Origin of the sequence: Methylorubrum rhodinum (genome assembly GCF_014199935.1) — a bacterium.
Classification (GTDB): Bacteria; Pseudomonadota; Alphaproteobacteria; order Rhizobiales; family Beijerinckiaceae; genus Methylobacterium; species Methylobacterium rhodinum.
Genome location: NZ_JACHOP010000031.1, coordinates 1 through 24,605 on the forward strand (window position 1 = coordinate 1; position 24,605 = coordinate 24,605).

The 24,605-nt window shown below is 70.3% G+C and carries 21 protein-coding genes, 1 tRNA gene and 1 pseudogene; 10 read left to right on the top strand and 13 right to left on the bottom strand.

Features of this window, described 5'->3' with window-relative positions:
• The first annotated feature begins 14 nt into the window (after positions 1–14).
• Together HNR00_RS22995 and HNR00_RS23000 are read left to right on the top strand one after the other, a co-directional pair.
• Positions 15–91 (top strand) — tRNA-Met (locus HNR00_RS22995).
• Positions 92–455: 364 nt separating this feature from the next.
• A pseudogene (locus tag HNR00_RS23000) lies at positions 456–698 on the top strand (transposase); the annotation flags it as partial.
• Between the two features lie 51 nt (positions 699–749).
• Here the strand turns inward: HNR00_RS23000 and HNR00_RS23005 are convergent.
• Positions 750–1,223 carry a YeeE/YedE family protein gene (locus HNR00_RS23005; RefSeq protein WP_183573488.1) on the bottom strand — a complete coding sequence of 158 codons (474 nt, stop codon included), beginning with the start codon at positions 1,221–1,223 and terminating at the stop codon, positions 750–752.
• Entirely contained in the window at positions 1,220–1,633 is a 414-nt protein-coding gene (locus tag HNR00_RS23010; RefSeq protein WP_183573490.1) for a YeeE/YedE family protein, read from the bottom strand. Before HNR00_RS23010 ends, HNR00_RS23005 begins: the two co-directional genes overlap by 4 nt.
• A 317-nt stretch (positions 1,634–1,950) precedes the next feature.
• On the opposite strand from HNR00_RS23010, the gene HNR00_RS23015 reads away from it, so the two are divergent.
• The 4 genes from HNR00_RS23015 (at position 1,951) to HNR00_RS23030 (ending at position 6,899) form a co-directional block, all read left to right on the top strand.
• Positions 1,951–2,157, top strand: a complete 207-nt coding sequence (locus HNR00_RS23015) for a hypothetical protein (protein WP_183573492.1) — start codon at positions 1,951–1,953, stop codon at positions 2,155–2,157.
• 114 nt (positions 2,158–2,271) lie between these two features.
• Entirely contained in the window at positions 2,272–3,117 is an 846-nt protein-coding gene (gene cysE / locus HNR00_RS23020; RefSeq protein ID WP_183573494.1) for a serine O-acetyltransferase, read from the top strand.
• A gap of 379 nt (positions 3,118–3,496) precedes the next feature.
• Positions 3,497–4,888 carry a family 2B encapsulin nanocompartment shell protein gene (locus HNR00_RS23025; RefSeq protein WP_183573496.1) on the top strand — a complete coding sequence of 464 codons (1,392 nt, stop codon included), beginning with the start codon at positions 3,497–3,499 and terminating at the stop codon, positions 4,886–4,888.
• Positions 4,875–6,899, top strand: coding sequence for a family 2A encapsulin nanocompartment cargo protein cysteine desulfurase (locus tag HNR00_RS23030; protein ID WP_183573498.1), 2,025 nt, complete (start codon positions 4,875–4,877; stop codon positions 6,897–6,899). Before HNR00_RS23025 ends, HNR00_RS23030 begins: the two co-directional genes overlap by 14 nt.
• 115 nt (positions 6,900–7,014) lie before the next feature.
• On the opposite strand, the gene HNR00_RS23035 is transcribed toward HNR00_RS23030, so the two are convergent.
• The 4 genes from HNR00_RS23035 to HNR00_RS23050 form a co-directional block, all read right to left on the bottom strand.
• Positions 7,015–8,616: a porin gene (locus tag HNR00_RS23035; RefSeq protein ID WP_183573500.1), complete on the bottom strand. Its 1,602-nt coding sequence runs from the start codon at positions 8,614–8,616 to the stop codon at positions 7,015–7,017.
• 244 nt (positions 8,617–8,860) lie between these two features.
• A complete protein-coding gene (locus tag HNR00_RS23040; protein WP_183573502.1) occupies positions 8,861–9,925 on the bottom strand; it encodes an ABC transporter ATP-binding protein in 1,065 nt (354 codons plus the stop codon).
• Positions 9,918–11,588: an ABC transporter permease gene (locus HNR00_RS23045; RefSeq protein WP_183573503.1), complete on the bottom strand. Its 1,671-nt coding sequence runs from the start codon at positions 11,586–11,588 to the stop codon at positions 9,918–9,920. Before HNR00_RS23045 ends, HNR00_RS23040 begins: the two co-directional genes overlap by 8 nt.
• A gap of 15 nt (positions 11,589–11,603) precedes the next feature.
• Positions 11,604–12,698 (bottom strand): ABC transporter substrate-binding protein, encoded by a 1,095-nt coding sequence (locus HNR00_RS23050; protein WP_183573504.1) that lies wholly within the window; start codon positions 12,696–12,698, stop codon positions 11,604–11,606.
• Between the two features lie 178 nt (positions 12,699–12,876).
• Here HNR00_RS23050 and HNR00_RS23055 point away from each other — a divergent pair, with 178 nt between their 5' ends.
• The 4 genes from HNR00_RS23055 to HNR00_RS23070 all read left to right on the top strand — a co-directional run bounded on the left by HNR00_RS23055 (position 12,877) and on the right by HNR00_RS23070 (position 19,170).
• Positions 12,877–13,560 (top strand): response regulator transcription factor, encoded by a 684-nt coding sequence (locus tag HNR00_RS23055; RefSeq protein ID WP_183573505.1) that lies wholly within the window; start codon positions 12,877–12,879, stop codon positions 13,558–13,560.
• Between the two features lie 8 nt (positions 13,561–13,568).
• Positions 13,569–14,999 (top strand): sensor histidine kinase, encoded by a 1,431-nt coding sequence (locus tag HNR00_RS23060; protein WP_183573506.1) that lies wholly within the window; start codon positions 13,569–13,571, stop codon positions 14,997–14,999.
• Between the two features lie 125 nt (positions 15,000–15,124).
• Positions 15,125–16,420, top strand: coding sequence for an ATP citrate lyase citrate-binding domain-containing protein (locus HNR00_RS23065; RefSeq protein WP_183573507.1), 1,296 nt, complete (start codon positions 15,125–15,127; stop codon positions 16,418–16,420).
• A gap of 44 nt (positions 16,421–16,464) precedes the next feature.
• A complete protein-coding gene (locus HNR00_RS23070) occupies positions 16,465–19,170 on the top strand; it encodes a CoA-binding protein (RefSeq protein ID WP_183573508.1) in 2,706 nt (901 codons plus the stop codon).
• 93 nt (positions 19,171–19,263) lie between these two features.
• Here the strand turns inward: HNR00_RS23070 and HNR00_RS23075 are convergent, their stop codons facing one another.
• From HNR00_RS23075 to HNR00_RS23105, 7 genes are all read right to left on the bottom strand, one after another.
• Positions 19,264–19,716 (bottom strand): cupredoxin domain-containing protein, encoded by a 453-nt coding sequence (locus HNR00_RS23075; RefSeq protein WP_183573509.1) that lies wholly within the window; start codon positions 19,714–19,716, stop codon positions 19,264–19,266.
• Positions 19,717–19,813: 97 nt separating this feature from the next.
• Entirely contained in the window at positions 19,814–19,999 is a 186-nt protein-coding gene (locus HNR00_RS23080; RefSeq protein WP_183573510.1) for a hypothetical protein, read from the bottom strand.
• Between the two features lie 45 nt (positions 20,000–20,044).
• The gene (locus HNR00_RS23085; protein ID WP_183573511.1) at positions 20,045–21,556 is read right to left on the bottom strand and encodes a nucleotidyltransferase family protein; all 1,512 of its coding nucleotides are present in this window, start codon (positions 21,554–21,556) and stop codon (positions 20,045–20,047) included.
• A 75-nt stretch (positions 21,557–21,631) separates the two neighbouring features.
• Positions 21,632–22,327 carry a glycosyltransferase family A protein gene (locus tag HNR00_RS23090; protein WP_183573512.1) on the bottom strand — a complete coding sequence of 232 codons (696 nt, stop codon included), beginning with the start codon at positions 22,325–22,327 and terminating at the stop codon, positions 21,632–21,634.
• Entirely contained in the window at positions 22,324–22,992 is a 669-nt protein-coding gene (locus HNR00_RS23095) for a glycosyltransferase family 2 protein (RefSeq protein ID WP_183573513.1), read from the bottom strand. Before HNR00_RS23095 ends, HNR00_RS23090 begins: the two co-directional genes overlap by 4 nt.
• Positions 22,993–22,994: 2 nt before the next feature.
• A complete protein-coding gene (locus HNR00_RS23100) occupies positions 22,995–24,044 on the bottom strand; it encodes a hypothetical protein (RefSeq protein WP_183573514.1) in 1,050 nt (349 codons plus the stop codon).
• Between the two features lie 4 nt (positions 24,045–24,048).
• Complete coding sequence (locus HNR00_RS23105) at positions 24,049–24,468, bottom strand: PqqD family protein (RefSeq protein ID WP_183573515.1); 420 nt, start codon at positions 24,466–24,468, stop codon at positions 24,049–24,051.
• Between the last annotated feature and the right edge of the window lie 137 nt (positions 24,469–24,605).

Consider the following 24,605-nt stretch of genomic DNA (forward strand, 5'->3'; position numbering starts at 1 on the left):
GACACCACCATCACCGCGGGGTGGAGCAGCCCGGTAGCTCGTCAGGCTCATAACCTGAAGGTCGTAGGTTCAAATCCTACCCCCGCAACCAAAATAAGCCCGCAGAACCAAGGCCCTGGCCTTCGTTCTGCGGGCTTTTCCATGTCTCGACACCGACTTCTACGCGTTCCAACGCATTCCCGAGATTTTACAGGGACTTGCCAATTCTTCCTGCCATCCCTTCCATCCCTCGCCAGAAACTCCACGGCACATGGATGGCACATGAAAACAGGGTGGAGCTGGTAGTGGAAATCTAAGAAATGCCGTCGAGGCGCATCCCATTTGGGCCGTCCGCCCTCGGCTCTGGCCGCAAGGCTCCCTGTCTACGCCCTTTGCAACTTGACGAATGACCCTGACCCAGCAAACTATTCTGCGCTGAGCGCAAGTTTTTCGGGCATCCTGAACCCTGAGGGAGGGTGGATGCCACGCCTCGCAAACGCTTCACGAACGAACAGATCGCCTTCGCCCTTCTGCAGGCGGAGAACGGCGCCTCGATGGACGAGGTCTGCCGGAAGATGGGCGTATCCGAGCCGACCTTCTACCGCTGAAAGAAGCAGTTCGTCGTCGGGGTCGTTTCCCTTGGCGTGCCGGAGATCCGACGGCTCAAGCCACTGGAGGACGAGAACAGCGAGCTGAAGCGGCTGGTCGCCGATCTGACGACCGGCGCGGTGCCGGACCCGGCTTGGGCCCCGTCGGAACCGGCGGGCGCCTCATCGCGGAGTGCGCGTGAGCGGTTCGGTCGAGGCGCGCGTCGCGGGGCGCAGGACGGCGTGGACGGCCATGCCGGCGAGCATCGCTGCGACGAAGACCGCCACCGGCAGCGCTCCGGTCGAGAGGGCCGCGATCGCCGGGCCGGGGCAGAAGCCCGACAGACCCCAGCCGATCCCGAACAAAGCCGCGCCGAGGAGCAGCGGTGGGTCGATCCGGGTCTTGCCCGGCTCGTGGAAGCGCGCGTCGAGCGCCGGACGGCGCAGGCGCCGGGCCAGGGCGTAGCCCGCCGCCGAGACCGTCACCGCTCCGCCGAGCACGAAGACGAGGCTCGGGTCCCAGTCGCCCGCCACGTCGAGGAAGCCGCGCACGCGCGCCGGATCGAGCATGCCCGACAGGGAGAGGCCGAGCCCGAACAGGAGGCCGGAGGCGAGCGCCGCCGCGGCCCGCAGCCTCGCCGCGAGCGGCCCGCTCACGACATGACCCGCACGAGGGCGACCGTCAGGATGCCGGTGGCCAGGAAGGTCAGCACGGCAGCCAGCGAGCGCGGCGAGAACCGGGCGAGGCCGCAGACCCCGTGGCCGGAGGTGCAGCCCGAGCCGAGCCTCGTGCCGAAGCCGACCAAGACGCCGGCGAGGGCGAGGACGGGCAGGCCGGCCTCGATCCGCATCGACGGCCACGCGCCGGTGAGCCCCGCGAACGCGACCGGCCCGAGCCCCAGCCCGGTCACAAATGCCAGATCGCTCGCCCAGCGCCCGTCGGGGGCGCGGGCGAGGCCGGCGACGATGCCGCTCACGCCGGCGATGCGGCCGTTCAGCAGGATCAGCAACGCCGCCGCCGCGCCGATGAGCAGGCCCCCGAGAAGCGAGGGCAGGTAGGTGAGCATGAGGCGATCCCTCGCAAGGTCCGGGGGGAGCCGCCGCCGAGCCACGTCGCCGGCCACGGCCGCGCGCAGAGGTAACGCGGGACAATGCGCGGAACAAGGCTTGCCAAAGGCGGAATTATCGGAAATTATCGTTATAAGACAGATACTTAGCGAAGAACATGCTCTCCTTCGGTTCCCGCGCGCAGCAAATCTTCTCCCGCTTTCCGGCACGGTGGGAAGGCTTTTCCGGCGCCTCCCGCCGGCACCGGGCGAACTGAGTGCGGCCCGGCTTCGCGACCCGGATCCACCGACGAGAAATCCAGCCAGAGGACACGATCATGGTCAGTGCGACGATGCTCCCCGGCGATCAGGTCGTCTTCGACCGGCTCGACCTCGCCGAGGCGCTGGGCATCTGGCGGAACGCCAGGGGCCGGGTGGTCGGCATCCACGGGCAGCCCGGGCGGGCGCCCACGGTCGACGTCCAGTTCGAAGGCCACGAGACCCTGCACGGCTACCTGCCGGACCTGTTCCGACGCATCCACTGACCGCGCCCCACGCCTGACGGACCGGACGACGACGGCCATGACCCGCACCGATCACCGCCGCAGCGCCGGCAACGCTCCGTCCCGCGCCCGCTCGTCCCGGCCGGAGGGCCGGCGATGACCACCGCGCTCGCGTTCGCCCCGCCGCTGCGGGCGACCAGCCGCAGCACCGCGGAGGACGATGTCTGGGCGACGATGCGGGCGGAGGCCGAGGCCGCGCTCATCGAGGAGCCGCTCTATGCCGGCCTCGTCCAGGCGACCGTGCTCGACCAGCGCCGCCTGGCCGCGGCCCTCGCCCACCGCCTCGCCCATCGCCTCGGCGACGGCGACCTGTCGCGGCTCACCGTGCGCGACCTGTGCCTGTCCGCCTTCGAGGCCGATCCGCAGGCCGGGAGCCACGCCGTGCGCGACCTCGTGGCGATCCGCGAGCGCGACCCGACCTGTCGGCGCTACATCGACCCGTTCCTGTTCTACAAGGGCTTCGCGGCGCTGGAGGGCTACCGCGTCGCCCACTGGCTCTGGCACCAGGGCCGCGCGACGCTGGCGCTTCACCTCCAGAGCCGCATCTCCGAGGTGTTCGGCTGCGACATCCATCCGGCGGCGCGGATCGGCTCGGGGGTGTTCATCGATCACGCCACCGGCGTCGTGATCGGCGAGACCACCGTGGTCGCCGACGATGTCTCGATCCTGCAATCCGTGACGCTCGGCGGCAACGGCAAGGAGAGCGGCGACCGCCATCCGAAAATCGCCCGCGGCGTGCTGCTCAGCGTCGGCGCCAAGGTGCTCGGCAACATCCGGGTCGGGGAAGGCGCCAAGGTCGCCGCCGCCGCGGTGGTGCTGCACGAGGTGCCGGCCCACACCACCGTCGCGGGCGTGCCGGCGCGGGTCGTCTCCCGCCTCAAGCCCGGCGAGGAGCCGGCCCAGAGCATGGATCAATCCTTCGGCTTCGGCGACGGGATCTGACCGGCGCGACCCGATCCGGCGCCTCGGATGGAAATCCGTCCCAAGACATCGTGGAATTCCGTATTAAGGAGAATAATTTTCCACTAGTTGCAGCTCTTGGGGAAGTAGTTTTTCCATTATAGCCTTACAATAGAAGCTTGTCATCCGGATCGGCGAAAAATGAGAAAAGCATTCTATTGACGGTGACGCAACCGGTCTTCTAGGTTCGCGGCGCATCGTCGGCCGACACAAGTATCCGCCGGCGATTGTCAAATGTCCGACAGTCCTGGTCGGCCGCATTCCTTGCGAATGTGGTTCCGGCGCGCGCGTTCGGCCGCGCCGCCGCCCTCGCATGGGCACGGGCCTTCAGCAGAATTCGATCAACGGGAGACGACGACAGATGAGTGGACCGGGCCTAAGCGTGAGCGCATCCGCCGCGCGCAATCTAGCGACCGCGACCGTCACCTCGGTCCAGAACGTCGCCAACACCCCCCGCTTCCTCCTGCGCCTGCTGCCCTTCGTCGACGTCGCGGGCGGCGTCTACCGGGTGAACCGCCGCGCCGTGGTGCTGGCCAAGCCCGGCCGCATCGATCTCGCGAGCGAGGACGGCGCCCGCTCGGTCCGCCCGGGCTCCCTTCGGTCCGTGCCGCTGTTCAGCCGCCTGGGCGACGCGGAACTCGCCGCGCTCTCGCAGAAATTCACGGAGAGCCGGCACAAGGCCGGCGACGTCATCGCCGAGGAGGGCTCGTCCGGCCGCAGCCTCGTCGTGGTGACCGACGGCACCGTCGAGCTGACCCTGTCGGGCCCCTACAAGGGCCGCCTGCGCCAGGGACTGGCCACCCGCGGCGACTATTTCGGCGACGACGCCCTCGTCGGCACGGCCGGCCCGGCGCCGGCGGTGAAGGCGCTCTCGGCGGTGACGCTGCTGACCCTCGACCGCGCCGCGATCGAGGACGAGGGCATCCGCTCGCGCATCGACCAGTACCAGGAGGAGCGCGACCGCCTGAAGGGTCACGCCAACTCCTACGGCGAGCAGGGCATCGAGCTGCTGGCGGTCCATACCGGCGAGCCGCGCCTGCCGACCACCTTCGTCGATTACGAGATCGATCCGCGCGAGTACCACCTCTCGACGATCCAGACGATCCTCAACACCCACACCCGCGTCACCGATCTCTACTCCAACGAGATCGACCAGCTGCGCGAGCAGATCCGCCTCACGGTCGATGCCGTGAAGGAGCGCGAGGAGTGGGAGCTTTTCAACAACGCGCAGTTCGGCCTCCTCGGCGAGGTTTCGGGCCGCCAGCGCATCCCGACCCGCTCCGGCCCGCCGACCCCGGACGACCTCGACGAGTTGCTGACGCTGGTCTGGAAGAAGCCGGCCTTCTTCGTCGCCCATCCCCGCGCCATCGCGGCCTTCGGCCGTGAGGCCACCCGCCGCGGCGTCCCGCCGGTCGTCGTCCACCTGTTCGGTGCGCCGTTCATCACGTGGCGCGGCGTCCCGCTCGTTCCCAGCGACAAGCTGCCGATCGACATCGATCCGGTGACGGGCGCCCAGACCACCTCGATCCTGCTGCTGCGCGTCGGCGAGGGCGAGCAGGGCGTGGTCGGCCTGCAGAAATCGGGCGTGACCGGCGAGATCGAGCCCGGCCTGTCGGTGCGCTACATGGGCATCAACGACCACTCCATCGCTTCGCACCTCGTGACCCGCTACTTCTCGGCCGCCGTGCTGGTCGAGGACGCCATCGCCCGTCTCGATAACGTGCTGCTGGGCAACTACCATGACTACGCCTAACGCACCCGCTCTCGGTCTTCCGACCGGCAGCGCGGGCGATCTGGCGCACGCCGATCTCGTCGGGCGTCTCGCCCGCGAGATCACCAGCCAGGGACAGGCGTCGAGCGCGCCGTTCCAGCCCCACCTGCCGCAGACGCCTCAAGGTCCGCAGGGCCTGGAGAGTCTTCCCTCCGGTTCCGGGCCGCCCGCGCTGCCCGGCGCCACCTTCGGCGTGCCGTCCGCGCCGTCGGGCGCCCTCACCTCGGGCGTCCAGCCCGATGGGGCGGCGCTGGCCGCCCGCTCGTTCGGCGCGCCGCCGGTCGGCCTGCCCGGCCTCTCCGGCCCCTCGCACGCCAACCCCGTCGGCGCGACGCCCGCGCCGGCGAGCGCGAACTTTTTCGACGTGGCGGCGATCCCCTCGGTGCACCCGCTCCCGAACCAGAACCGGTTTCCGGAATACTTCGTGCCGAGCGTGCCGGACGTGGCCGCCACGATCCCCGGCGGCCATAACCTGCACCGTCAGGTCGCGGCCGACCATCCCCGCGCCAACGGCTTCGCCCACGCGCTGGCGCCGCACCTCGTGCCGCGCGATCCCGGCAAGCCCGGCGGCAACGCGGCGCAGGAGCATTTTTCGCGCACCGGCAGCTTGCCGCATCCAAGCGCACCGGCGCCCGACAACACCGGCGACTATTACTTCCTGAGCCCGGCACCGCCGCCGGCAAGAGACAAGAAAAGCCACGCCCAGCCGCGGGTCGAGCCCTCGCGCCATCACGGCCCCGCCCCGCGGGTGACCTCGCACGGATCGGTGCCGGCGGGTGCGCCGTTCGATGTCGAGCACATCCGCAAGGATTTTCCGGCGCTGCACCAAAGCGTGAACGGGCACCGTCTGGTGTGGCTCGACAACGCGGCCACCACCCACAAGCCGCAGAGCGTGATCGACGCGACCTCCGAGTTCTACGCCCGCCACAACTCGAACATCCACCGGGCGGCGCACACGCTGGCGGCCCGCTCGACGGATCTGTTCGAGGGCGGGCGCGAGAAAACCCGGCGCTTCCTCAACGCCCCGTCGAAGGACGACATCGTCTTCCTGCGCGGCACCACGGAGGCGATCAACCTCGTGGCCAACTCCTACGGCCGCGCCAACATCGGGCCGGGCGACGAGATCATCGTCTCGACGATCGAGCACCACGCCAACATCGTGCCCTGGCAGCTCCTGGCGCAGCAGACCGGCGCCACCATCCGGGTGATCCCGGTGGACGACCGGGGCGACATCATCTTCGAGCAATACGCGACGCTGCTGTCCGGCCGCACCAAGATCGTCTCGGTGACGCATGTCGCCAACGCCCTCGGCACGGTCAACCCGATCCAAGAGATCATCGCGCTGGCGCATGCCTACGGCGTGCCGGTGCTGGTCGATGCCGCGCAATCGACGCCGCACATCCCCATCGACGTGCAGGCGCTCGACGCCGATTTTCTGGTCTTCTCCGGTCACAAGGTGTTCGGCCCCACGGGCATCGGCGCGCTCTACGGCAAGAAGCACCTGCTGGAGGCGATGCCGCCGTGGCAGGGCGGCGGCCACATGATCGAGGACGTCACCTTCGCGAAGACCGTCTACAAGGGCGCGCCGGAAAAGTTCGAGGCGGGCACGCCCGACATCGCCGGTGCGGTCGGCCTCGGCGCGGCGCTCGACTATCTCGAGAGCGTCGGGCTCCCGGCGATCTCGGCCTACGAGCACGATCTCCTGGAATACGCGGAAGGTGGCTTGGCCGAGATCAAGGGCCTGCGCCTGATCGGCACCGCCCGCCACAAGGCGAGCGTGATGTCCTTCACGATCGATGGGCTGAAGAACGAGACGGTCGCCCACCATCTCGACGCTCACGGCATCGCGGTGCGCTCGGGGCATCACTGCGCCCTGCCGGCGTTGCGACGCTTCGGCGTCGACCAGTCGGTGCGGGCCTCGCTCGCCTTCTACAACACCCGCGAGGACGTGGACGTGTTCCTGGCTGTGCTCCGGACCCTGCCGCGGCATTGATGCCGCGGCTCCGGCCCCATGCGGCCGGTGACGGTCAACGTCATCGGCCGCCGCTCGGCATCCGGACCGGCGCCCGGTCCCGAGCCCTTTCGGGCCGAGGATGCGCTTCCCGGGTTCAGAAATCGCGCTGGATCCGGGCGCGGATCTGCACGACGTCCTCGCTGGTCTTGGTGCGGACCGGGTTGGCGAGGGTGTTGACGTAGGCCGCGTTCTGGAACGGGGCCTTGCTGAGGTCGAGCACCCGACCGCTCTGGACGCCGTATTGCGTGTAGATGCCCTCCACGCCGATATCGAGATCCTTGACCGGCGACCAGATCAGGCTGCCGCCGACCACGACGCGGTAATTGTCGCGCAAAACCTGATTCAGGGCGAAGAAGCGCGTGCCGGGCGTGCCGGGCCCGGCGCCGATCAGGTCGTAATAGGAGCCCTGCGCCGCGCGCGAGCCGCGGGCGAAGGCGAGTTCCCCGTAGGAGGCGAACAGGGCCGAGCGCCACTCGGGCGACCAGTAATGCAGCATCGAGGCCACGGCGGTGAAGCTCGTGGACAGTTCGAGCTTGCCGGTGAAGGGGTTCAGCACCGCGTCGTTGAAGTACTGGCCGAAGGCGGAGCCCTGGATCGACGAGGTGTTGCCGATATAGGAGCCCGTATAGGCCGAGTAGCCGGTATAGAGCTGCGCCCCCTCGCCGTAGGCGCCCTGGAGATAGAGCGTGTCGCCCGGAGCCAGGAACGGAAGGTTGATCTTCAGGCCGCCTTGGACCGCCCAGCCGTAGCGGGTCTCGGGCCGGTCCGGCGTCACGGCCACGGCCGCCGTCTCCGCGCCCCCCGCGGCGCTGGCGAAGCCGCCGGTGTTCACCTCGTGCAAAGCGGCCGAGAGCTGGGCCGAGCCCCAGGCCGAATCGTAGCGCAGGGTGCCGACGAAGTCGGGCATGCGCGAGCGCTGGATCATGTCGGCGAAGGCGTAGCGGGTCGGCGCGCCGAAGGCGTCGTAGCCGATATAGACCGGTGCCGGCCCCACCGTGGCGCCCGCCTGCGTGCCGCCCGGAACGTAGAGCGGTGTGCGCCGAAAGACCGGATCCTCCATCGACAGCGTCGCGGTGAAGCCGTCGCCGAACTTGCCCGTGTAGGCGAGCAGGTTGGTGGAGCCGAGGTTCGAGTTCATGGTCGAGGCGATGAACTCGAAGTCGTGAGCGTAGAAGTCGAAGAACGAGGACGCCCGGCCCGCCGTGATGCCGGCGAACTGGATGAAGGCCTTGTCGGTGTTGATGTAGTTCTGGTTCCGGCCGAAGGCGTCGATCCCGGTCGCCTGGAAGGCGTTGCCGATGCGGTTCTGCGTGCCCGAATGCATGGTCGGGATGCCGGTGCGGCTGCCCGCGTCGAGGCGCAGGAAGGCGCGCAGCGTCCCGTAGCCGGTCTGCGTGCGGGCATCGACGTTGAAGCGCAGGCGGGTGATGAAGCCGGCCAGATCTCCCGGCCCCGTCCCGGAGCCGGGATTGCGGCTGTAGGAGGTCTGGTAGCCGTACTCGGCCCGCGCCCGGCCCGAGATGCGCAGGCAGGTGTCGGTGCCGGGAATGTAGAAGAAGCCCGCGCCGTAGGCGGTGCAGACCCGGACATACTCGATCGGCACGGCCTTGGCGGCCGGCAGATCGGCGGCGAGGGCCGCGGATAGCGTGGCGAGCCCCGCCGCCGACGTGAGCAGGATCGTCTTCAGGATAGGCACGTCTGGTTCCCCCTCTGGTGTGTTCGATGCCGTCGATCGTGTCGAGGGCCGCCCGTGCCGGGTGGCGTTCGGGCATGGCTCCGCCGTCCCCGTGGCTCGGGGTTCTTTTTTTTGTTTTTTCAATAGTGCGACGCTCTATTCAGTTTTCGGCGCCGCAGGTCCCGTATTCGGATCGGACGGGACGCACGAGGCGCCCGCCTTCACCTTTCGAGACCGTAAGGGGCCGGCCGCCGCTCCGGTCTCTTCAGAACACCCACAGCCGCTCGGCCGGGCATTCGAGCCAGTGGGGGCCGGGTCCCGCGCGCCGGTCGGACAGCACCCGGATGGTCTGGCCGGCGCAGCGGAACAGGTGCTCGAACTGGTTGCCGAGATAGATCGAGGTCTCGTACTCGGCCGGCACCCGGTTCTGGCCGGCGCCGTCGGCGATCCGCACCGCCTCGATGCGGATCACGCCCTTGGCCTCGCGCCCGACGCCCGCCTGCTCCGCCCCGTTGCGCAGGCTGCCCATCAGGCGGTGCCCGCCGATCGACACCAGCGCCTGCCCGCCCTGATGGCGCTCCAGGGAGAGCGTGAGCGTGTTGTTGGTGCCCATGAACTCCGAGGCGAACAGGGTGGTGGGGCGCTCGTAGAGATCCTCCGGCGTTCCCGACTGGACGAGCCGCCCGCCGTCGAGGAGCACCACCTGATCGGCGATGGCGAGCGCCTCCGCCTGGTCGTGGGTGACGAAGACGGCGGTGATGCCCAGCCGCTTGATCAGGCTGCGGATCCAGATCCGGGCCTCCTCGCGCAGCTTGGCGTCGAGGTTCGACAGCGGCTCGTCGAGCAGGATCACCGGCGGCTCGTAGACCAGCGCCCGGGCGATGGCGACGCGCTGCTGCTGGCCGCCCGAGAGCTGCGAGGGATAGCGCCCGGCGAGCTGGCCGAGGCCGACGCCGTCGAGCGCCGCCTGGACCTTGGCGGCGAGGTCGGCCTTCGACACGCCGCGCAGGCGCAGGCCGTAGGCGACGTTCTCGAACACGGTCTTGTGCGGCCAGAGTGCGTAGGACTGGAACACGAAGCCGAGGTCGCGCCGCTCGGGCGGCAGGTTGATCTTCGCCGCCGCGTCGTAGACCGGGCGGCCATCGATCCGGATCGCGCCCTTGGAGGGCTCCTCCAATCCGGCGATGGAGCGCAGCAGCGTGGTCTTGCCGCTGCCCGAGCGGCCCAGCAGGCAGACGACGGAGCCTTCCTCGAATTGTGCGTCGATCCCCTTGAGGACTTCGACCGTGCCGTAGCGCAGGTGCAGGTCTTCGATGGCGAGCTTAGGCATGACGCTTGTTCCCGAGGGCGAACATCAGCCCGAGGCCGACGAGGATGAGGGCGAGGTTGACGGTGGAGAGCGCGGTGACGAGGTCGACGGCGCCGGTGCCCCAGAGCGAGACCAGCAGCGAGCCGATCACCTCCGTGCCGGGGCTGAGCAGGTAGACGCCCGTGGAGTATTCGCGGACGAAGGTGACGAAGATCAGCACCCAGGAGCCGATGAGGCCGGCCTTGATGAGCGGGAGCGTCACGTCGCGGCTGACCTGGGCGGGGCGGGCGCCCACCACGCGGCCGGCCTCTTCGAGTTCCGGCCCGATCTGGAGCAGCGAGGCGCTCACCAGCCGCATGCCGTAGGCGAGCCAGACCAGCGTGTAGGCGAGCCACAGGCTGAACAGGGTCTGGCGGAAGGGCTGGAGCACCGGGGTGAACAGGAACAGCCAGAACATGGCCAAACCCGCGATCAGGCCCGGCATGGCGCGGGGCACCAGCACGAGGTAGTCCATCAAGGCCGTCCAGCGCGAGCGCCAGCGGTGCAGCGCGAGGTTGACCAGCGCGTAGAACCCGACCGAAAGCGCGCCGCCGACCGAGGCGATGAGCAGCGTGTTGACGATGCCCCGCACGAGGTTGGGGTATTCCATCAGCTCGCGGAAATGGGCGAGCGTCAGGTTGTCGAGGATGCTCACGCCCTCGCCCCAGGTGGAGAGGAACGAGCGCAGCACCAGCGCGGCCACCGGCACGATCACCGTGACGCCGAGCCAGACCCCGATCAGCGCCACCGCGGGCCAGCGCCAAGCACCGATCGAGAGCGGCCTCTGCGCGCTCGCCTTGCCCTTGACCGCGACGTAGCGGTTGGCGGCGGCGAGCAGTTTGCGCTGGGTGTAGACCAGCGGCAGCGTCACGAAGATGATCGCCACGACGACGACGGCCATCAGGTCGTAGGAGGGCGTGCCGAGCTTGTTCGTCAGCTTGTAGAGGTAGGTCGCCAGCACGATGATCCCTTCGGGATCGCCCAGCACCAGCGGCAGGCCGAACAGTTCGAAGCCGAGGAAGAACACCAGCACCGAGGCGTAGAGGATGCTGGGCATGATCATCGGCAGGCTCACCGTCACCGCCACCCGCAGGGGGCCGGCCCCGGAGGAGCGGGCCGCCTCCTCCACGTCCGAGCCGAGCGAGCGGAGCGCCGAGGACGCGTAGAGGAACACGTGAGGCACGTGGGTGAGCCCGGCGATCAGGATCAGCGAGGTCTTCGAGTAGAGATACCAGGGGATGAAGCCGAGGAGGTTCTTCGCCCAGACGCTGACGATGCCGACGGGCCCGAGCGCCACGACGAAGCCGAAGGCCAGCACCACCGAGGAGACGAACATCGGCACGAGCACCAGCGGCTCGATGAAGCGGCGCCCCGGCAGGTCGGTGCGGACGATGAGGAAGGCCATGATGCAGCCGAGCGGCACCGCGATCGCGGTCATCCCGGCGGCGATGACGGCCGAGTTGATGAAGGCCGCGCGAAAATCGTCCTCCTCGAACAGGACGAATTCGTAGGCCTGGGTGGTGAGGTGGCTCGACGGCTGGAAGAACGGGCCGCTGAGGAAGCTCTGGTAGACCACGAGCCCGACGGGCGCGAGGATCAGGAGCGCGGTGACGAGCACCACCGCGATGCGGAAGGGGCGGGACATCGGGATACCTTCCGGTCAGTTGGCGAGGAGCGCCCGCTGCCACTGCTTGAGGAAGCGCAGCCGCGTGATCTGATCGAGGTAGGTGAGCAGCTCCGGCCCGACCCGGATCGGCTTCAGGGTGACTTCCGTGGCGCCCGGCAGGCTGGCGATTCCGTGGGTGGCCTGGAGGTCGTTGCGCACCGAGGTCATCGCCCGCTTGGCCAGCTCGACCTGACCGTCGCGGGAGAGGATGAAGTCGAGGAACAGCTTGGCGGCGTTGGGGCTCTTCGCCTTGGCCGAGACGAAGGCGATGCGCGACATCACCTGCGTGTAGTCCTTGGGCAGGACGTAGCTCAGCGTCGGGTCCTTGCGGTTGCGCTGGAGCACGTAGGAGCCGATCATGTTGTAGGCCAGCGTGTGCTCGCCGGAGACGACCCGCTCGATCATCGCGCCGGTCGAGGTGTAGAACTTGGCGCTCGCCTGCCCCATCGCCTTGACCGTGTCCCAGGTCGCGGTCGGGCTGATCTGGAAGTCCTGGGTGATGTAGAGGAAGCCGACGCCGGACCGCTCGGGATCGTAGGACGTCACCTTGTTCCTGAAGTCGTCCTTGCGGGTGGCGACCAGCTTGGCGAAGTCGGCGTGGCTGCGCGGCACCTCGGCCTGGGGCACGAGCCGGCTGTTGTAGGCGAAGACGATCGGCTCGGCGGTGGTGCCGTAGGCCTGGTCGCGCCACTTGGCCCAGTCGGGCAGGTTGCCTTTCTCGGGCGAGGCGTAGGTCAGCGCGTAGCCGTCGTTGACGAGCTTGATCTGGAGATCCATCGCCGAGGACCAGATCAGGTCCGCGGTCTTGCCGGCGGCGGCCTCGGCGACGTAGCGGCTGTAGAGTTCCGTCGAGTTCTGGTCGGCGTACTCGACCTTCAGTTTCGGATAGAGCGCCTTGAACTGAGCGAGAAGTTCGGAAACTTCCGCGGCGTCGGCGTTGGAGTAGATCGAGAGGGTGCCCTCGTTCTCGGCGGCCTTGACGATCTCGGCATAGTTTGCCGGATATCCGGCCGGGACGACCGGCTCGGCGCGGACCCCGGCGACGCCCAGCAGCGACAAGGTCAGCGATACCGCGATCCGTTTGTACATCGATGTTCCCCCGAAGGACGGCGCGTCTCGTTGCGGGCCTGTCGAGGGTCAAGCTATTTACATAAGCTGTCATCATCCTGACACGGGCCACCGCCGCCGGAAAAATGATGCAGCGGGGTCTCGTCGGGGGTGCCGTGCGGGTTCCGGACCCGCTCCGGGTGGAAAGGGCGGTCGGGTCATGCGGATCCTCATCGTGGAGGACGACGCCGCGCTGGCGCGCGGGATCGTCGCGGGCCTGCGGCTCAGCGGCTTCGCCGTCGATCACGAGGCGCGCGGGGCCGACGTGCTCGATCTCCTGCGACAGGAGTCCTACGCGCTGGTCGTGCTCGATCTCGGCCTGCCCGACCGCTCCGGCTTCGAGGTGCTGCGCGACATCCGCCGGGCCGGCATGATCGTGCCGGTCCTGATCCTCACCGCCCGCTCGGCGGTGGCCGACCGGGTCACCGGCCTCGACCTCGGGGCGGACGACTACCTCGCCAAGCCGTTCGATCCGGCCGAGCTGGAGGCGCGGGTGCGGGCGCTGGTGCGCCGTGGCAGCGGCCAGCCCGCCCCGGTCCTGACCTGCGCCGACCTCGTCTACGACCGCTCGGGCCAGGTGGCGACGCTCGCCGGCAAGGTGCTGCCCCTGCGCAAGCGCGAACTCGCCATCCTCGAATCGCTGATCTCGCGGGTCGGCCGGGTGGTGACCCGCGAGCGCCTGATCGCCGAGGTGTTCAGCTTCGACGACGACGTCGCCCCCAACGTCATCGAGGTCTACATCGCCCGCCTGCGCCGCCAGCTCGGCGGGGCGGGCCCCCGCATCGTCACCATGCGGGGGCTGGGCTACCTGATGGAGCCGGCGACGCCCGAGGCCGAGCGCTGAGGCCCGCGATGCGCTCACGCTCCCTGCGGGTCCGCGTCGCCGCCTTCCTGCTGGTGCCGCTGGCGGCGCTCGCGGTCACGCTCTCCGTCGGCGGGACGTGGTTCGTCCACACCTTCGTGACCAGCGCCTACGACCGGGTGCTGGCCGGCTCGATCCTGTCGATCGCCGAGCGGCTGACCGTGCAGGACGGCACGGTTTCGGTGGAGTTGCCGGCCGCCGCCTTCGGCATGCTCTCGAATTCCGAGCGGGACAGCATCTTCTACAGCGTCACCGACGACGGCACCTTCGTCACCGGCTATCCCGACCTGCCGCTGCCTACGACCCTGCCGCCGCCCGAGACCCTGGCCTACCGCGACGCCGTGTTCCGCGGCCAGCGGGTGCGCGTCGGCATGATGCTCAAGCCGATCTACGTCACGAATCACATGGCTTTGGTGCAGGTCGCCGAAACCACGCAGGGGCGCGACCACCTGGAGAGCCGCATGCTCACGGCGCTGACCGCGCTGGTGGCCGTGCTCTCGGGGCTCGGCGGCCTGCTCGTCTGGTTCGCGGTGCGGATGGGGCTCGCCCCCCTCGACGAGCTGCGCCGGGAGGTGGAGCTGCGCCGTCTCCGGCGCCGGGGCGACGTGCCGGCCTTTCCCGTGGCCGGCGTACCGCGGGAGGCGGTGCCGTTCGTCAGCGCCCTCAACGAGCTGCTGGCCCAGCTCAACCGCGCCATGGCGGTGCAGCGCCAGTTCACGGCAGACGCCTCGCACCAGCTGCGCACGCCGCTCGCCATCCTCAAGAGCCATCTCGCCCTGCTCGACCGGCAGCCCCCCGGCAGCCCGGCGTGGCAGACCTCCCGCGGCGACATCGGCGCGGCGGTCGGCCGGCTGGAGCGCCTGATCGCGCAGCTTCTCACGCTCGCCGCCGCCGAGGGCAAGGCGGCGCCCGCCGCCGACGCGCCCCCGGTGGACCTCGTGGCGCTCGCCCGCGAGGCCACCGCGGATCTGGCCGGCCTCGCCCGCCGCCACGGCGTCGAGCTGTCCTTCGAGGCGCCCGACCACCCGCGCGCGACCGTCGATCCCCTCCTCCTGGAGGAGATCCTGTGCAACCTGATCGACAACGCTTTGCGCTATGCCGGGCGCGGCGCGCAGGTCTGCGTGCGCGTCTGCTCGCCCGAGCCCGGCACCGCCTGCATCGAGGTGGAGGACGACGGCCCCGGCATCCCGGAAGCGCAGCGCACCCTGGTGTTCGAGCGCTTCCACCGCCTGGAGCGGGAGGGCGATCCCGGCGGCAGCGGCCTGGGGCTGTCGATCGTGCGCGCCTTCGCCGAGCGCCTCTCCGGCCGCGTGAGCCTGCATGACGGGCGCGACGGCAGGGGGCTGCTGACACGCATCACGCTCAAGGCGCTTTCGCCCACCGCCAAGGACGCGGTCACCGAACCGCTTGCCTCCGCTTGATCAGAGGAGGCCTCGGGCAGGAAAAAGGCAAGTCTTGCCGAAGTCCCGGCAAGTTCTCGCCCTGTGACAGGTTGCCGACAGGTTACCCGCCTATGCTCCCGGCAAAGACAAAGCGGGAGGGACGGATGCAGGTCACGGGGCTGTTGCATGGGGCCAAGCTCATGCAGTTCGCGGGTTTCCCCGTGGCCGAGGTGCTCGGGCCCGACGCCAGCGAGGAGGCGATCAAGGGCCTGATCGACCGGCGCGGCTCAGTCTTCGTCAAGCCGGTCTTCAAGGGCGGCGTCGGCAAGAAGGGCAAGGCGGGCCTGCTCGGCCGCGCCCGCGACCTGCGGACGGCGCTGGCCGAGAAGGAACGGCTCTACTTCGTCGAGCACCGCCACGGCAACGTCGTCGCCAAGGCCAACGGCGTCACCTTCGAGGGCGCGGTGCCGGCCGAGCACGAGGTCTATGTCTCGATCACCGACAGCACCCGCTACCGCGCCCCGACCATGACGCTGACCCACCGCGGCGGCGTCGACATCGAGGACCTCGACAAGAGCGAGGTGGCGCAGGTCCCCTTCGATCCGCTCACCGGCCTCAAGGCGTTCGTGGTCGCCAACGCGCTCTCCGAGCTGAAGGCGCCCAAGGCCCTGATCTCGCCGCTGGTGCAGCAGCTGCCCAAGCTGTGGGAACTCTACCACGGCTTCGGCATGACGACGCTGGAGCTGAACCCGATCCGGATGCGGCCCGACCGCAACGGCCGGCTGACGCCGGTGGCCTGCGACTTCAAGTGCGGCTTCGACCGCGACGATCCGCGCTGGCAGCGCCTCGGCCTGCCGGGCCACCTGTTCTCCCTCGACTATTCGGACTTCGAATCCGAGATCAACCAGCTTCGCACCTATCAGGGCCAGAGCGACGTCTGCGTCATCAACCCCGCCGGCACCATCCTGGCGCCGACCTTCGGCGGCGGCGCCAACTCGCTGGTCACCGAGATGCTGGGCGAGGACGCGATCATCTCCTCGGATTTCGGCGGCAACCCGCCCTACGAGAAGATGAAGCAGGTGGCCGCGATCTGCTTCCGGCACTGGCTGGCGCAGACCAACGTGCTGTTCGTCATCGGCGGAAAATCGAACAACACCGACATCTTCGAGACCTTCCGGGCGATCGCCGACGCGCTGCGCGAGCATGTCGGCCGGCACGGGCCGACGCCGCTCTACCTCGTGGTCGGCCGCGGCGGCCCCAACCTCGTGCGCGGCATGGGGGCGCTGCGCGACACGGCGGAGGCCCTGGGGCTGCCCTACCGCCTGTTCGGCTTCGATTCCGACATGAGCGAGGTCGTCGACTACGCCCGCCGGGCCGACCTCTGGATGCGCCGGGGCGGCCGCGAGGCGCTCGCCCGCGGCCTCGGGATTCCGGCCTCGGCGCGGCCGACCGCGGCGTAGGGCACGCGCGCGACTTCAAGAAGGTACACGGGGAGGACCGGGACGTGCACAAGCAGGGCATCGGCGGCTTCAAGTATTACGTCGGCATCGACTCGCTCGCGCAGATCGCGCGCCGCGAGGATCGGGTCTGCGTGCTCAACATCCTCGGCGGCGAGTCGAGCGACGTGACGCCGGTCGGCCACGCCTATTCCGGCGGCAACGTGGTGTTCGGCACCTCGCCCGGGCGCTCGGGACAGGTGCTGGAGACGCCGCTCGGCGACATCCCGGTCTACAACGACGTGCGCGAGGGGCTGGCGGCGGGCCATCGCTTCGATTGCGGCGTGGTCTACCTGCCGCCGTCGGGCGCCCGCGACGGCGTGGCGGAGCTCATCCGGGTCAACCCGGAGCTGAAGAAGATCTTCATCGTCACGGAAAAGCTCTCGGTCCACGACAGCCGCGAGATCCGGGCGCTCGGCCAGCAGAACGGCATCGACATCTTCGGCGGCAACAGCCTCGGCGTGGCCGACGCCCACCATCAGGTCCGCATCGGCGGCGCGCTCGGCGGCGACGCGCCGGGCGAGGCGCTGAAGCCCGGCTCGGTCGCGATCTTTTCCAATTCCGGCAACTTCACCACGACGATCGCCACCTACCTGCGCATGAGCGGCTGGGGCACCACCACGCTGATCTCCAGCGGCAAGGACGTCTACATCCAGTACGGCGCCCCGGAATTCGCCCACGCGCTCGGCAACGATCCCCGCAGCAAGGCGGCGGTGCTCTACGTCGAGCCCGGCGGCTACTACGAACGCGATGCCGCCTTCACCAAGCCCGTAGTCGCCTGCGTGGTCGGGCGCTGGAAGAGCCGGCTCACGCGCGCCGTGGGCCATGCCGGCGCCATGGCGGGCGGCGACGACGACGCGGCGGCCAAGGAGCGCTGGTTCATGGCCAAGTTCGGGGTCTCGGGCGTGTTCTCGCCCGAGGACCCGGTCGTCTCGAAGCGCGGCGCGGTCGTGACCAACATCGCCCACATCCCGGCCGCGCTCGGCGCGGTGATGGCGCAGAACGGCGTGCAGCCCGACTTCGCCCCCGAGAGCAACCTCGCTCTCAAGGCGTGGTTCGGCTCGAACGCGGGTCTTTCCCTGCCGGCCGACCTCGACCTGCCGCTGGTCGAGGCGGCCCAGCCCTACGGCGCGCAGATCGCGCGGATGAACCGCCAGATCGGCGTCGTCCTGCCGCGCCAGTCGATGAAGGACGCCTCCGGCGCCTCGCAGATGGACCCGAAGACCCAGGTCACGAACCTGCACGGGATGCCGATGCTGGAGGCGGCGCGCCTGCCGATGGAGGCCAACCTGATGCTGCCGCTCCTGCGCGAGCCCGGCGGCGCCAACGACCGGGCCCTGGTCAACGCCGCGGTGGCGGCCGGGGTCAACCTGCACGGCCGGCCCGAACTCGCCGCGGCGCAGGCCGCGCGGGAGGCCGGCAACGCCCCGAACGTGGTGCTCGCCGCCGCCGCGAGCCTCGTCGGCCCGCGCCGGGCGGAGAGCACGCGCCGGATCGTGCGCCGCCTCACCGACCGCTTCGCCGAGGCCGGCCTGACGAGCGCCCTGGATACGGGCTTCGACCACGGTTGCGTGGCGGCGGATGCCGAACTGGCGGCCCTCCTGACCGGCCCCGAGCCGGACGCCCGCGCCGAGGCCCTGCTCGCGGCGCTGCGGGCGCGGGGCGCCCGTTCGGTCTTCCTCGATCACCTCGCCGGCCTGCCCGGCCATCCGACGCGGGACGGCGTGATGGCCTGCCTGTGCCTGAGCCTCGCCTGGGGGCCGCTCCTGCGCAAGCGCATCGCGCGGCTCACCGCCGAGTGCCTGCCGTGGTGGCTCGACCTCTTCGCCGTGCTGCTCGGTGCCGCCGTGCCCGCGGACCGGCACGGGGCGGAGAGCTTCTGCGGCGTGGGCAACGCCGACCTCGCCGCCAGCCGCACGCTCGGCGAGATCGGCTGCCTCGCGCTGCTGGGCAGCGAGCCCGGCCCCGGCGACCTGTTCGTCTTCGAGACGCTGGTCGGCCTGCTGCTCTCGAACGGACCGGGCACCATCTCGGCGCAGGGCGTGAAGGGAGCGGTCTCGGCGGACGGGCCGGAGAATCCGGAGCGGGTGCAGATCAACAAGGCGATGATCGGCTTCCTCACCCATTGCGGCTTCGCGCATGGCGGCAACGGCTTCGAGGGGATCGCCTTCCTGATCGAGCAGTTTTCCGACAGCGGCCTCGCCGATCCGGGCGATCCCGGCCACGGCGTCGATCTCGCGGCCCTCGCCGCGCGCACGGCGGCGGAGTTCGCCCGCTACAAGGCCGACCGCAAGTCGGCCGGCAGCCTCGACATCCGCAAGATTCCGGGCGTCAACCACCCGGTCTTCAAGGACAAGCCGGTCAACCACGACCCGCGCGAGGTGTGGCTCCACGATCTGCTGACCGAGCGGGCTGAGACGAACGCCTTCCACGCCTACTACCGGGAGCTCGTCCGGGCCCTGTTCGAGGCGGGCGTCTCGCGCACCGTCTACTGCGTGAATATCGACGCAGTGATCGCGGCGTTGCTCCTGAAGATGCTCTGGCGTCCGTTCCGCGAAGGGGCGCTCTCCTCCGGGGCGCTGGAGAGCGCGGCCTTCACGATCTTCCTCTTCGCCCGCATGCTCGGCTGCGCGGCGGAGGCCGACGACCACCTCAATCGCGGCCGCGACATGGACACCCGCAGCCCGGCCTCCCAGTGCCGCTTCGTCGCCTGATCCGCTCCGCGCAGGGTCCGAGACCGAACGGCCGCATCGGATCGCGGGGACGCCGAACGTCCACGCGATCCGAGGATGGCGATCCGGCCCCGCTCACCCGGCGGGGGGAACGAGGACGTACTTGCCGACGAAGGGCTCGCTCTGGCTGTTCGCGCCGGTGCAGCCGTAGGGCCGTTCCCCGGCCGCCATCGTCCTGAACTTGAGGGTCGCCTTGCCGTTCAGCTTGATCGTGTAGCCCTTCTCGCTCGCGGCATGGCCCTGGTCGCCGTCCACGTGCTGCACGAGGCCGTTCTCGAACTGGCCGTCGATGGTGAGCGTCACGGGCTGGTCGGCGCGGTTGACGACCCGCAGCTCGGCGTTGGTGTCGGCGGGCAGGCGCAGCTCGGCGGGTGCGCAGGCGATCCTGCCGTCCTTCTTGTCGATGGTCAGTTCCATGACCGGCTGTCCGTCCGAGGCCGGCGGCGGCAGGGGCTTTCCCTGCGCCGAGGCCAAGGTCGTCGACAGCGCGAGGCACAGGGTGCCCAGCGCCCATGGCGCATGTCGCATGTGTTCGGTCTCCGGTCGGTCCGTGATGGTCCTTCGGGAAGAGCGGTGGCGCGGCGCGCGTTCCGGAACGCGACGCCTTACCGCGTCCACCGCCGCGTCAGTCGCCGCGGCGGCGCGTTCCGAGGGCGAGGAAGGCGAGCGAGCCGCCCGCGATCAGCCCCAGGAGGAAGCCGGCGCCGAAATCGCTGTCGTCCTCGTGCGTGCCGAGCCACAGGCTGCCGGCGGCGAGCGACAGGAGCAGGGTGACGAGGGCGGGATCGATCAGCCGGCGGAGGCGGTGCATCGCCCCGCTTAACACGGCCGCGACCGATGCTCCGAGCGCCCCGTCCTACGCGGCGGTCGATTCCGCGTCCTGTTCCGGCGTCTCCGCGGCCCAGGCGGCGGAGACGAGGAGCACGCCGAGCTGGCGCGGGTCGCCGCGCCGTTCCAGGCGCGCAGGGATGAAGGGATCGGTGACCCGGAACTGCAGGACGATCCAGCCGTCCTCCGCCTCCACCTCCGACAGGTCGAGAGCGGTCTCTGTCACGGTCGGCTCCTCGCCCTCCCTCCCCTGCAGGCGCGCCAGGGACCGGCCGGCGGCGACGACCCGCGCCATCGGTGCCGGCTGATCGACGGGGGCGACCGAGACGGTCCGCAGGACGAGCGTCCGGGCGGGTCCGGGGGGCGGACGAAGCGCCAGGACCGCGACCGAGCCGTCGCTCCAGCGTCCGTGCGGTTCGATATGCGACCATCCGCTGACGAACCAGAGCGGGCCGTGATCGTCGTCCGGACGCCGCGGAAGCGTCGGCACGCGCATCCTCCGGCGCAGCGTCGGCAGGCAGGCGTCCAGGGGCTGGCCGCTCAAGCCCGGATCCGAGCGGTGGAGCCGCTTCAGATCGAGGGCGAGCCAGTCGGTCCTCGATCGATCGGCGGGATGCTTGAGGCGCGCGCCTGCCTCCCGCCGCTCCAGCGCCGTCGCCCGACCGCTCGGACGGCGCCAGACGCGGGACGGCAGAGGCGGCAGGACGGTATCGGCGAGGAGGTCGAGGGTCTCTTCCAGGAGCCCGGCCAATCCGTGGCGCTCTGCGCTCGCCCAGAGACCGCGCCAGCGGATCCGTTCGCCGGCCAACCGCATCATCAGGTGGCAATCCGCCATCCAGTCGTGCCGCAACGGCTCCTCGAACTTGGAGCCGTGGATCGCCGCCTGCAGGAACACGTGTTCCAGAGAAGGCACGCGCACCGCGCGTCCGTTGAGCGTCTCGGCGTTCGCCCGCTCGAAGAACTCTTCCGCCAGCGCCTCGCTCTCGACGTCGAGGAGCGGGCGCCAGTGCAGGTCCAGCAGGCCGAACTCCCCCGCCGCGAGGGCGAAGTCGAGGCCGTGCATCGAGCGGTGATCCTCGACGTGGAACGTGCCCGGCGCGAGGCGCGGCGCGACGAAGCCGAGTTCGAACATGGTCTCGACCGCCGCGCCCGCGTGGTCCGGCGGGACGAGGATGTCGCAATCGGACTGCACCCGCAGTTCCATGACGCCGCCGAAGAGGACGACGAGCGCCGTGCCCTTGGTGAGCATGAACGGAACGCCGCGCTGCGCGAGCCGGTCGATGGCCGCCGAGCAGAGATGCCAGCGGGAGCGGCTGCGCAGCCACGCATGCCGCGCGATGCCGCGAAGGCGCGCCTTGATCGCATCGTCGGGCATGATCGCCCCGATGTGGTGATAGACCAGCGGCAGCAGGCGGAAGGACGTGCCGGCGACGTCGTTGAGGTCGATCCGCTCGCGCCAGCGGGCGAAGCAGGCGAGCGCCTCCGCGGGCGGGTCGAGGGCCGCGCGCAGCAGGAGTCGGTCGGACGGGTCGGGAAGCATGGTTGACGGCCTTCCGGTCTCAGGGCCGGGGCGAGGGCATGGGTGTCGAGACCGGTCCAGACCGGATCGGACCGGTCATTCCGAGGCGTCCGGCGCCGCCCCGGACCTGCGGCGCATGCTGTCGAGCCGGCGCTTCAGGACGAGGAGATGCTCGCTCCGCGCCGCGTCGCGGTGCAGGCGTCCGGCATTGCCGGCGTGGAGCCTGCGATAGGCGACGATCTCGGCCTGGTGGGCCGCGCGCAGGCCCGCATGGACGGCGCGGGCATACCAGTCGGGGAATTCCATCAGGCGATAGGACGGGTCGAACGTTCCCACCCGCAGGAAGGCCTCGCGGCGCACGAGGATGCCGATCTTGCTGACGCCGGCCTGCGGCGGGATCGCGGCGGCGGTCTCTCCGGTCCAGTCCGGGCTGACGAATTGCTGCACGGACCCGAAAACGGCGTCGAGACTCGGGTCGGCCGCGAGCGCGGCCGATTGCACGGCGAGCTTCGTCGGCGCCCACAGGTCGTCCGCGTCGTTGAAGGCGAGACAATCGCCGGACGCTTCCGCCACCGCGGTCGCGAAGGCGGCGGGCGCGCCGCGATTCTCCGTCTCGATGAGCCGGATGCGGCCGGAGAAGCCGCGCAGCACCGCGCGCGTGCCGTCGGTCGAGCCGTCGTCGACGACGATGACCTCGAAGGGCGGCCGCGTCTGGTTCAGCACGCACTCGATCGCCGCCGCGACGTAGGGGGCGGCGTTGTAGGCGCCCATCAGGGCCGAGATCCGCATCATCGCCCCCGCCGCCGGTCGAGGGCCGACTTGAGACAGGCCATCAGGCCGTCGCGGGCGCCCTGGACGTCCCGGGTCAGGTTGGTGGTGTGCAGGCGATAGAGGGTGGTGTCGTGATCGACCGCTGCGAAGCGGAGGCCGGCCTCGCGGGTGCGCATGTACCAATCCCCGTCCTCCGCCTGGATCAGGTCCTCGCGGAACGGACCGATCCGGTCGAAGGCCCAGCGGCGGACGAGCAGCGATCCGAGATGCCAGGGCCGATGCGTCAGGGCGCGGCGGGGATCGTCGGGGGCGACCGGGACGCTGGTGTCGTTCACGACGACCGTCCGCCCCATCGCCACGGCGATCTCGGCGTCGGCCTCGAGGGCGGCCCGCAGGGCCTCCTGTCGTCCGGCGGTCCAGAGATCGTCGTGATCGAGGAAGGCGATGGCCTCGCCCGTCGCGGCGCGAAGGCCCCGGTTGCGCGCGGCGGCCGGCCCGGCATTGTCCTGCCGAAGGGCGACGATGTCACCGCCGAGCGAGCGGATCAGGTCCGGCGTGCCGTCGGTCGATCCGTCGTCGACGACGACGATCTCGTCGCCCTCGCGAAGCTCCGGACGCACGCTCGCCACCGCCTGCGCGAGCCGGTCCGCGCCGTTGAAGACCGGGATGACGACGCTCGTGCGCATCCTCAGGCCTCCGCCGCGACGCGCGTGCCCGCGGCCAGCCCGGCGAGCGCGGCCGGGGCCGCCGCGAGCGTCGGGCCCGGATCGAAGGCGTAGCACGGGACGCCCTCGATGGAGCGCGCGATCTCGTCGTAGGTCGCCTGGGCGTCGCCCGGCAGCATCGCCAGCGTCGTGGCGGCGAGTTCCCGCAGGACGGCCGACCGGCGCAGGGGAGCCAGGGCCGCCCGCGGCGCTCCGCCCCGGCGCGGCACGACGATCGCCCCGATCTCCGCATCGCCGATGACGCAGGCGCCGAGCCGGCCGAGATCGACCTCGCCCTTGACCTCGCCGCTGTCGGTCGAGAGGGCGTAGGAGGCCGACATGGTCCGCCGCAGGGGCTCGAACATGTCGGCGCGGATCCGGGCCGAACGATACAGGTTCACCGCCCGCAGCGACGGGGACCGGCGCAGGAGCAGGAAATCGTCGGCGACGTAGCGCCATCCGGCCTCGACGCAGGCCAGCGCGAGGCTGGTCTTGCCCGCCCCGCCGCGCCCGGCGATCAGCAGGCCGCCGTCGCCCAGCGCCACCGCCGCCGCATGCAGCGGCGTCAGGCCGGTGAAGGGGGCAAGGCCCTTGAAGGCGTGGAGGAACGGGCGCGCGGTCTCCCAGGACGGCAGGGCCTCGGGCGAGCGGTGCCAGACGAAGCCCCGCCGCGCCAGCCGGTCGACGTAGACCAGCTTGCCGCCGTAGGTGGGATCCCAGAAGCCGTAATGGCGCTGCGTGGCGGAGACGACCCGCTCGTCGCCGCCGGACGCCTCCGGAAGGCAGCCCTCCAGCACGGGATCGGGACCCTCGACGATGTCGAGCCACGCCGTCGGCTCGGCGCCGGCCGCGTCGCGCCGCCCGAAGATGTCGATCAGGTTCGCGAGGGTGCCGCCGGTCCGGACGCGAAGGCCGAGGCGCAGCGTGTCGAAGCCGAAGCAGCGCCGCTCGGCCCCCGCCCCGTCCTGTCGGCGCACGACGTGATCGAGGGCGGCCGACAGGCGGTCGGCCGCGTCGGGCAGGGAGGACGACACGGTATCAGCCGTGGACGACGTAGGGCCAGCCCGCCTCGCTCGTGTCGTGGACCGGATCCAGCAGCAGCAATTCCTGCATGTCCGAGAAGCTCTCGACCTGCGGCAGCGCCCAACCGCCGGTCGGCGCGGCCGGAGTCCACGCCCCGTGCGCGCGCTCCGCCGCCGGTCGGATCAGGCCGGCCGTCTCCAGTTCGGCGACGAACCGGTCGACCGAGGCCGCGAACGCCTCCGGCCCGGCCGCGGCGTGCGGCGCGAGCGTCGCCTGCACCTCGGACAGGTCGAACGACGCGCAGAGACCGAGCCAGATCTCGGCGGCCGATCCGGAAAGACTGTAATAGATCCCGGTTCCGAAATGCGCGATGACGATCTCGTCGTCGAAGGACTGATGGCTGACGAGGTTCGGTTCGGCCACATCGTAATGCATCGTCTCGTCTCGCTCCGATGCAGCGACCAACGCTCGTCGCATCCCGCTCGGGACGAGTGCGGCAGTGGCTACAATCTGTCAATTGTTATCATGGGTCGATGCAGGAGCATCGTCCAATGCGAGGTTGCGCCGTCGGT

What these genes read in the sequence shown, in the direction of transcription:
- HNR00_RS23080 (WP_183573510.1), bottom strand. Translation starts at nt 19,999, where the DNA reads ATGCACCGCCTCCGCCGGCTGATCGATCCCGCCCTCGTCACCCTGCTC.
- HNR00_RS23090 (WP_183573512.1), bottom strand. Translation starts at nt 22,327, where the DNA reads ATGATGCGGATCTCGGCCCTGATGGGCGCCTACAACGCCGCCCCCTAC.
- HNR00_RS23045 (WP_183573503.1), bottom strand. Translation starts at nt 11,588, where the DNA reads ATGTCCCGCCCCTTCCGCATCGCGGTGGTGCTCGTCACCGCGCTCCTG.
- HNR00_RS23030 (WP_183573498.1), top strand. Translation starts at nt 4,875, where the DNA reads ATGACTACGCCTAACGCACCCGCTCTCGGTCTTCCGACCGGCAGCGCG.
- HNR00_RS23065 (WP_183573507.1), top strand. Translation starts at nt 15,125, where the DNA reads ATGCAGGTCACGGGGCTGTTGCATGGGGCCAAGCTCATGCAGTTCGCG.
- HNR00_RS23055 (WP_183573505.1), top strand. Translation starts at nt 12,877, where the DNA reads ATGCGGATCCTCATCGTGGAGGACGACGCCGCGCTGGCGCGCGGGATC.
- HNR00_RS23095 (WP_183573513.1), bottom strand. Translation starts at nt 22,992, where the DNA reads ATGCGCACGAGCGTCGTCATCCCGGTCTTCAACGGCGCGGACCGGCTC.
- HNR00_RS23010 (WP_183573490.1), bottom strand. Translation starts at nt 1,633, where the DNA reads ATGCTCACCTACCTGCCCTCGCTTCTCGGGGGCCTGCTCATCGGCGCG.
- cysE (WP_183573494.1), top strand. Translation starts at nt 2,272, where the DNA reads ATGACCACCGCGCTCGCGTTCGCCCCGCCGCTGCGGGCGACCAGCCGC.
- HNR00_RS23025 (WP_183573496.1), top strand. Translation starts at nt 3,497, where the DNA reads ATGAGTGGACCGGGCCTAAGCGTGAGCGCATCCGCCGCGCGCAATCTA.
- HNR00_RS23075 (WP_183573509.1), bottom strand. Translation starts at nt 19,716, where the DNA reads ATGCGACATGCGCCATGGGCGCTGGGCACCCTGTGCCTCGCGCTGTCG.
- HNR00_RS23040 (WP_183573502.1), bottom strand. Translation starts at nt 9,925, where the DNA reads ATGCCTAAGCTCGCCATCGAAGACCTGCACCTGCGCTACGGCACGGTC.
- HNR00_RS23015 (WP_183573492.1), top strand. Translation starts at nt 1,951, where the DNA reads ATGGTCAGTGCGACGATGCTCCCCGGCGATCAGGTCGTCTTCGACCGG.
- HNR00_RS23085 (WP_183573511.1), bottom strand. Translation starts at nt 21,556, where the DNA reads ATGCTTCCCGACCCGTCCGACCGACTCCTGCTGCGCGCGGCCCTCGAC.
- HNR00_RS23050 (WP_183573504.1), bottom strand. Translation starts at nt 12,698, where the DNA reads ATGTACAAACGGATCGCGGTATCGCTGACCTTGTCGCTGCTGGGCGTC.
- HNR00_RS23060 (WP_183573506.1), top strand. Translation starts at nt 13,569, where the DNA reads ATGCGCTCACGCTCCCTGCGGGTCCGCGTCGCCGCCTTCCTGCTGGTG.
- HNR00_RS23105 (WP_183573515.1), bottom strand. Translation starts at nt 24,468, where the DNA reads ATGCATTACGATGTGGCCGAACCGAACCTCGTCAGCCATCAGTCCTTC.